Source organism: Mucilaginibacter sp. (assembly GCF_039207105.1).
Taxonomy (GTDB): domain Bacteria; phylum Bacteroidota; class Bacteroidia; order Sphingobacteriales; family Sphingobacteriaceae; genus Mucilaginibacter.
Genome location: NZ_JBCECK010000210.1, coordinates 1 through 6,949 on the forward strand (window position 1 = coordinate 1; position 6,949 = coordinate 6,949).

The 6,949-nt window shown below is 44.0% G+C and carries 6 protein-coding genes; 3 read left to right on the forward strand and 3 right to left on the reverse strand.

Annotated features, from left to right (window positions below; genetic code table 11):
• On the forward strand, positions 1–425 hold a 425-nt coding region (locus AAGC65_RS23795; RefSeq protein WP_343114962.1), incomplete at its 5' end, for an OsmC family protein.
• Between the two features lie 126 nt (positions 426–551).
• On the opposite strand, the gene AAGC65_RS23800 is transcribed toward AAGC65_RS23795, so the two are convergent.
• Genes AAGC65_RS23800 through AAGC65_RS23810 form a run of 3 tightly spaced genes read right to left on the reverse strand, consistent with a single transcriptional unit; the run spans position 552 to position 3,848 of the window.
• Positions 552–953 carry a hypothetical protein gene (locus tag AAGC65_RS23800; RefSeq protein WP_343114963.1) on the reverse strand — a complete coding sequence of 134 codons (402 nt, stop codon included), beginning with the start codon at positions 951–953 and terminating at the stop codon, positions 552–554.
• A gap of 44 nt (positions 954–997) precedes the next feature.
• Positions 998–2,404, reverse strand: coding sequence for a D-alanyl-D-alanine carboxypeptidase/D-alanyl-D-alanine-endopeptidase (gene dacB / locus AAGC65_RS23805; protein ID WP_343114964.1), 1,407 nt, complete (start codon positions 2,402–2,404; stop codon positions 998–1,000).
• On the reverse strand, positions 2,382–3,848 hold the full coding sequence (locus tag AAGC65_RS23810) for an amino acid permease (RefSeq protein WP_343114965.1): 1,467 nt from the start codon (positions 3,846–3,848) through the stop codon (positions 2,382–2,384). The genes dacB and AAGC65_RS23810 overlap by 23 nt, the downstream gene beginning before the upstream one ends.
• A gap of 154 nt (positions 3,849–4,002) precedes the next feature.
• Between AAGC65_RS23810 and AAGC65_RS23815 the strand changes: the two genes are divergently transcribed.
• A complete protein-coding gene (locus tag AAGC65_RS23815) occupies positions 4,003–6,255 on the forward strand; it encodes a sodium-translocating pyrophosphatase (RefSeq protein ID WP_343114966.1) in 2,253 nt (750 codons plus the stop codon).
• Between the two features lie 276 nt (positions 6,256–6,531).
• The gene (locus AAGC65_RS23820) at positions 6,532–6,912 is read left to right on the forward strand and encodes a hypothetical protein (protein WP_343114967.1); all 381 of its coding nucleotides are present in this window, start codon (positions 6,532–6,534) and stop codon (positions 6,910–6,912) included.
• Positions 6,913–6,949: the final 37 nt, after the last annotated feature.

Genomic DNA, 6,949 nt, shown 5'->3' on the forward strand with positions numbered 1-6,949 from the left:
ATCTTATGAAACGTACAGCAAACGCCCATTGGAACGGCACATTACAAGCAGGTCAAGGAGAGATCACTACCCAAAGCACTGTATTAAACAAAACTCAATACTCATTTAAAACTCGTTTTGCCGATGGTGTTGGTACCAACCCGGAAGAGCTGGTAGCTGCCGCGCATGCAGGTTGCTTTACCATGGCTTTGAGCGCAACCTTGTCACAAGCTGGTTTTACTCCCGGCGACCTGACAACAGATGCTATCCTTGATCTGGATCTGCAGGCTCTTCAAATTAATGGTATTCACCTTGAGCTTAAAGCAACAGTTATCGATGGTTTAGATGAAGCTAAATTCAAAGAAATTGCAGAAGATGCTAAGAAAAACTGTATTGTTTCAAAAGCATTGAATGTACCGTTTACTTTAAACGTTACTTACGCTTAATTTTTAATTCAATTTGTCATTGCGAGGAGAAACGACGAAGCAATCGCGAACTCTACAAATCTCTCTGTAAAGTTCACGATTGCCGCGCTACGCTCGCAATGACATATTTCTTATCCTCGCCTTTCCCTACTTCTGTATCAAAGCCAACAGTTCCTGCGGGGTTTGGTAAACGGCATCTTTATAATTGAGCACTTTAACACCTACGCATAGTGTATCTACAGCGTTATTAGCATGAGTAATGTATATCTTTCCCCGCACATCCGGCAAGCTGCCTTCCTCTGCCCTGGGCATATTAGTTAATAGTTGCATTACACTATCTATGCCTGCTTTGGTACCAAAATTTTTAACCCTGCCCTCTGGAAAATAGCTGTCAAATTTATCACAGGCTATCCTAAACTGGGTTTCGCGGCCAAGCTCGGTAAATTTAAACCTAATGTTTTTGATATCATCAGCGGGGTTGCTTTTGGGCTTGCAGGCAAAAAAAGCCGATGCAAAAAGCAGGATGAGCACTATACTTATCTTTTTCATTGTTTAGGAATTGGAAATATAAACTTACAAAGTTTTCCTGTCTCCTACTTCAACACATCCAGCACCCTGAACATTTTTTCTTTAATACCACGGCTTGTACCACTGAAATTGTTCACCATGATAGAAAAACATAACTCGCGCCCGTTATGAGCTTGATAACCTGCATAGCACAGCACATTGTTGATGCTGCCGCTTTTCATTTTCATGTTGTTGTAAACCGGCAGGCTTTCGTACAGATCGGCAAACCAGCTTTCCTTTTTAGCCGACTGCAGAATTTTTGCCAATGTAGCTGTAGTTACCCTGTCACCGGGCGACAGGCCGCTGCCATCATAAGTGTTAATGGTATTCGGGTCGATGCCGCGCGCTTTCCAGAACTTTTGCACCTCCTCTACCCCGTTAGCGGTAGTAGGTTTGCGGCCCTGTTTCCAGGCTATGGTTTTAAGCAATTGCTCGGCATACAGGTTAATACTTTTCTGGTTAAGCCAGTAAATGATACGGCTCAATGGCGGCGATTGTATGGTAGTTATATTTTTAGCTATCAAAGGCACCTGTAATGATTTTGCATTTAAAGTAGCTGCAGATTCCGCACCATTACTAACAGTAATGCCCAGTTTCCGGAGAGTATCCGCCAGGCGGTATGCAGCATCATAGGCCGCATCAGGTATGGCAGCAGAAATAGATTTTTTATCCTGATCGATAGCATAGCTGCCGCGCAGGTACATGACGGTGCTGCCTACAGGCAAAAAGGCATAAGCATGATCGCCGGAGCCGGTAGCACCATTAACCAATTCGCTTTTAAAGGTAAGGTTGGGCATCAGCGGAACAGTACGAGATATGCCTATTGGGTTACCTACCACACCCGTGCGCAGCTTAATATCAAACTGGTTTTCGCGCCAGCACAGGCCAGATGTACCGGCACCGTAATAATTACCTATATCCTGCCATATCCACCCTTCGGGGATTGACTGGCTGCCGAAAATACTATCGTCACCAATAATGCGGCCGTTAATTTTTTTGATACCGGCCTTTTGCAGGGCATTCGTCATGAGGGCCAGCACATGGGCCTCTTTGGTTTGTTCATAGCGCCAGCTGCCCAGGGTTGGGTCGCCGGCACCTTTAATAATTACATCACCGTTCAGTGTACCATCGGCAGTAATTTCACCGGCATAGCCTAACTGGGTTTGGTATTTAAAATCGGCCCCTAAAATATTGAAGGCGGTAATGCTGGTAATGGTTTTCAGGGTTGATGCCGTAGCCAATCCCATATTAGGATTAGCGGCAAACACCTGCTCGCCGGTTTTAGCATCAAGCACGGTTAATGACAGTGAGGCATAACTGCATTGGCTATCGGCCTGTAGCCTGCTAAAAGCACCTGAAATTTTTTGTTGAAGATCCTGGGCGTAAACCTGCCCGGCAAGTATAAATAAACTAACTATTAATAACCGTTTCATCCTCATGTTTAGCGTTCCGTTGCGATATGTAATATAATGGGATGCCTATTAATACGATTACCAATCCGTACAAGGCATAATCACGCTTATAGGCAAACAACAAACCGCAAAAAGCAATGCCCATTAAAATATAAATAGCTGGTAAAACTGGATAACCAAAAGCTTTATAAGGCCGTTCAGCATCAGGATATTTTTTGCGTAAAATAAAAATACCTACAATGGTTAGTATGTAAAATATAACCACAACAAATGATATCATATCCAACAGATCGCCATATCGTCCGCTTAAGCAAAGTAATGATGCTACAAGGCATTGTATCCATAAACCAAACTGAGGAACCGAAAATTTATTCAATGTACCAGTCTGCTTAAAAAATAATCCATCCTTGGCCATAGTGTAATAAACCCTGGCACCTGACAATATTAGCCCGTTATTACAACCAAAAGTTGATACCATGATCATCAAAGCGATTATAATGGTGCCTATATTACCAAATATCACATGTGATGCTGCTACAGCCACTCTATCCTTTTCTGCCGTAGCAATTTCATGTAAAGGTAAAACACCGGTGTAAACTATGTTTGCAGATACATAGATAACTGTAACTATTAAAGTACCTAAGCCTAAACTTAAAGCCACATCCCGTTTAGGGTTGCGCATTTCGCCCGCAATAAAGGTTACGCTATTCCAGGCATCACTGCTGAAAATAGAACCTACCATTGCAGCGGCTATAGCGCCCAATGCTGTTCCTGTTGTTAAGCTGGTAATGCTGCCGTCTTTATTCAAATTGTGCAGATCCCAGGCATTTGTCCAGTTAGCATGCCATACTTCCGGCTTGAGCATAATGAAACCAAAAATTATCAAACCAAATAAACTTATGAGCTTAGTTAAAGTGAAGGTAGTTTGAATAATTTTGCCGCTTTTTACACCGCGGGTATTTACAAAAGTTAAAAAGATAATGAGTACGATGGATACGATCTGCGCTGCGCTGATGGCAAAAAATTTATCGTGCCCGGCAGCATCCACCCCGGTTTTGAGTTTCCATAAAATATTGTCCTCGCTAAAGGCAGGTATCAGGTAAGCGGTAAATTTGCTAAAGGCCACACCAACTGCCGCTATGGTTCCGGTTTGTATAACAGCAAATAAACTCCAGCCGTATAAAAAAGCGATGAATTTATTGTAAGCTTCTTTCAGGTAAACGTACTGCCCGCCTGCTTTGGGAAACATACCGCTAAGCTCGCCGTAACTCAGTGCCGCGGTAAGCGTCATGAAGCCGGTTAGTACCCAAATAGCTATAAGCCAACCCGATGAGCCAACATTGCGTATAATATCAGCACTTACTATAAATATACCCGACCCAATCATGGAGCCTGCTACCAGCATAGTGCCGTCGAGCAGGCCAAGTTCATGTTTCATTGTTGATTGTCCGGAATTTTTTGCCATAGGTATGTGTAGTGTTAAAGGCTCTAAACTATTCAAAAAACTTTATATTAAAGCAGGCTATTGTAAACAAATAAAATACTATTTTGCAATACCAATTATTAAAGCACTACCTAAACTGTATTAATAGAACCACTTATAAACCAAATTTGTGAACATGGATTTTTTGAACAATTACTTGATCTATCTGATTCCGGTGATGGGCCTTATTGGCATAATTGCTATGGCCACTAAAGCCGCCTGGGTTACCAAACAAGATGCCGGCGACGGCGACATGGCGCAGCTGGCCGGCTACATTGCCGACGGCGCTATGGCTTTTTTACGTGCAGAGTGGAAAATACTCAGCTATTTTGTAATTATTGCCGGTATTTTACTGGCTTACTCCGGTACAACCGTAGCTACTTCAAGCCCGGTTATAGCCGTATCATTTGTAATAGGCGCTTTCCTATCGGCCTTTGCAGGTTTTTTGGGTATGCGCATTGCCACCAAAGCTAACGTGCGTACCACACAGGCAGCGCGCAGCAACCTGGCACAGGCTTTAAGGGTATCTTTTACCGGCGGTACCGTGATGGGCCTGGGTGTTGCCGGTCTGGCTATTATAGGTTTAGGATCGTTATTTATTGTATTTTACCAGGTTTATGTGGTTAAGGTAACAGGTAGCAGCGTTAACGGCGAGGCTATGGCCAAAGCTCTTGATGTTTTGGCGGGCTTTTCATTAGGTGCCGAATCCATTGCCTTGTTTGCCCGTGTAGGCGGCGGTATTTATACTAAAGCTGCAGACGTTGGCGCCGACCTTGTAGGTAAGGTTGAAGCAGGTATTCCTGAAGATGATGTGCGTAACCCTGCCACCATTGCCGATAACGTGGGCGATAATGTAGGCGACGTTGCCGGTATGGGTGCCGACTTATTCGGATCATACGTGGCTACCATGCTGGCTACGATGGTGCTGGGCCGTGAAATTGTATCGCATGACGCGTTTGGCGGTATTGCTCCGGTTTTACTTCCGATGGTAATTGCCGGTTTAGGTTTGATATTTTCCATCATAGGCGCGGCATTTGTAAAAATTAAAAATGAGAACGATAGTGTACAGAAAGCGCTTAACATAGGTAACTGGGCTTCTATCATATTAACAGCTATTGCTACTTATTTTGTGGTACAATGGATGCTTCCTAATGATAACTTCCATATGATACGCGATGAGGATGCAAGCCAGGCTATAAAGGCCGGTTCTTTGGTGTTTACCAAAAATGGTGTTTTCATGTCGATAGTAGTAGGATTGATCGTAGGTACACTGATGTCTATCATTACCGAATACTATACGGCTATGGGCAAACGCCCGGTGCTGAGCATTATCCGCCAGTCATCTACAGGGCATGCTACCAACATTATTGGTGGTTTATCTATCGGTATGGAATCAACCGTACTGCCTATTTTGGTGCTGGCTTCTGGTATTTATGGCTCCTATCACTTTGCAGGTTTGTATGGTGTGGCTATTGCCGCGGCGGGTATGATGGCTACAACAGCCATGCAGCTGGCCATTGATGCCTTTGGCCCTATTGCTGATAATGCCGGTGGTATTGCCGAAATGAGCCGACTGCCCGAAGAAGTGCGCCACCGTACAGATAACCTGGATGCCGTAGGTAATACTACAGCGGCAACCGGTAAGGGTTTCGCCATTGCTTCGGCAGCGTTAACCTCACTGGCCCTGTTCGCGGCCTTTGTGGGTGTTGCCGGTATTGAGCATATTGATATTTACAAGGCCGATGTGCTGGCCGGCTTATTTGTGGGCGGCATGATCCCTTTTATCTTTTCGGCATTATGTATCTCAGCAGTGGGCCGTGCCGCTATGGCGATGGTAGAGGAAGTACGCCGCCAGTTCAGGGAGATACCTGGCATTATGGAATATAAAGCCAAACCCGAATATGAAAAATGCGTGGCCATATCAACCAAGGCCTCTATCCGCGAGATGGTGGCTCCGGGCCTTATCGCCCTGATCACCCCGGTGATCATTGGTTTTGCCTTTGGCCCCGAAGTATTGGGTGGTTTACTGGCAGGCGTTACCGTATCGGGCGTACTGATGGGGATTTTCCAGAGCAACGCGGGCGGTGCCTGGGATAATGCCAAAAAATCATTTGAAAAAGGCTGTATGATCAATGGTGAAATGCATTACAAAAAATCTGAACCACATAAGGCATCCGTAACCGGTGATACCGTTGGCGATCCGTTCAAGGATACCTCCGGCCCATCCATGAACATCCTGATCAAACTGATGTCGATCGTTTCATTGGTTATAGCGCCGCATTTAAACGCGCATGTTGCCGCGCCAACCGCCCTGAAACATGACATGAAGAAAGAAGTAAAGGTGCAGGCATTAAACTCGCCAATTGTAAAGATTGATAAGAAAGCTTAATTGGAAGGGTATTTGAAATAAGAAAGCCGCCCTTACAGGGCGGCTTTCTTATTTATTTCCTTGCTACCGCAAGCGTCTCGCTTGTGGAAACAAACGGGCTCATCTGAGCCAAGCACGATTCACCACAAGCGAGACGCTTACGGTAGCGGGGAAGAAGACTTACGAAGTTTTGAAAACTTCGTAAGTCTTGCTGTTGGTGAGGCTGCCTCTTTTGTTTTTTAAGATTCGATCAAGGCATATGTTGTATATTGTTACTGATCCAGATAAAGATAAGTTATGATTATAGAGAATATTTCGGAACTAAAACTCCTTGTTAATGTATTTTACGCTTTAAAATTTGGTATTGATGACGATGAATTAGTCCGAATATTTAGAAGCCCTTCTTTTAGCCGAATATTCAATGAAGCGGTCATTGAGCTGACTGAACGTTACAAGACAATCAATACTATCGATGGCAATTCTGCCTCGCTTGACTTTTGGAAGTTAGATCATCGAAAAAAAGAAAGGGAAAAGATTTTGAAATATTTGTTAGAAATAGATTCCTGGGGAGATATCGATGAATCTGTACAAGTAGAAACAGTTCAAATTTTACTTAGCCCTTTCATTTATGATAAAAATGATTTACAAGAGATCATTGCTGAAGTAAATAAACGGTAATTTCCCATGCAACTGCAAGCGTCTCGCTTGTGGAAAC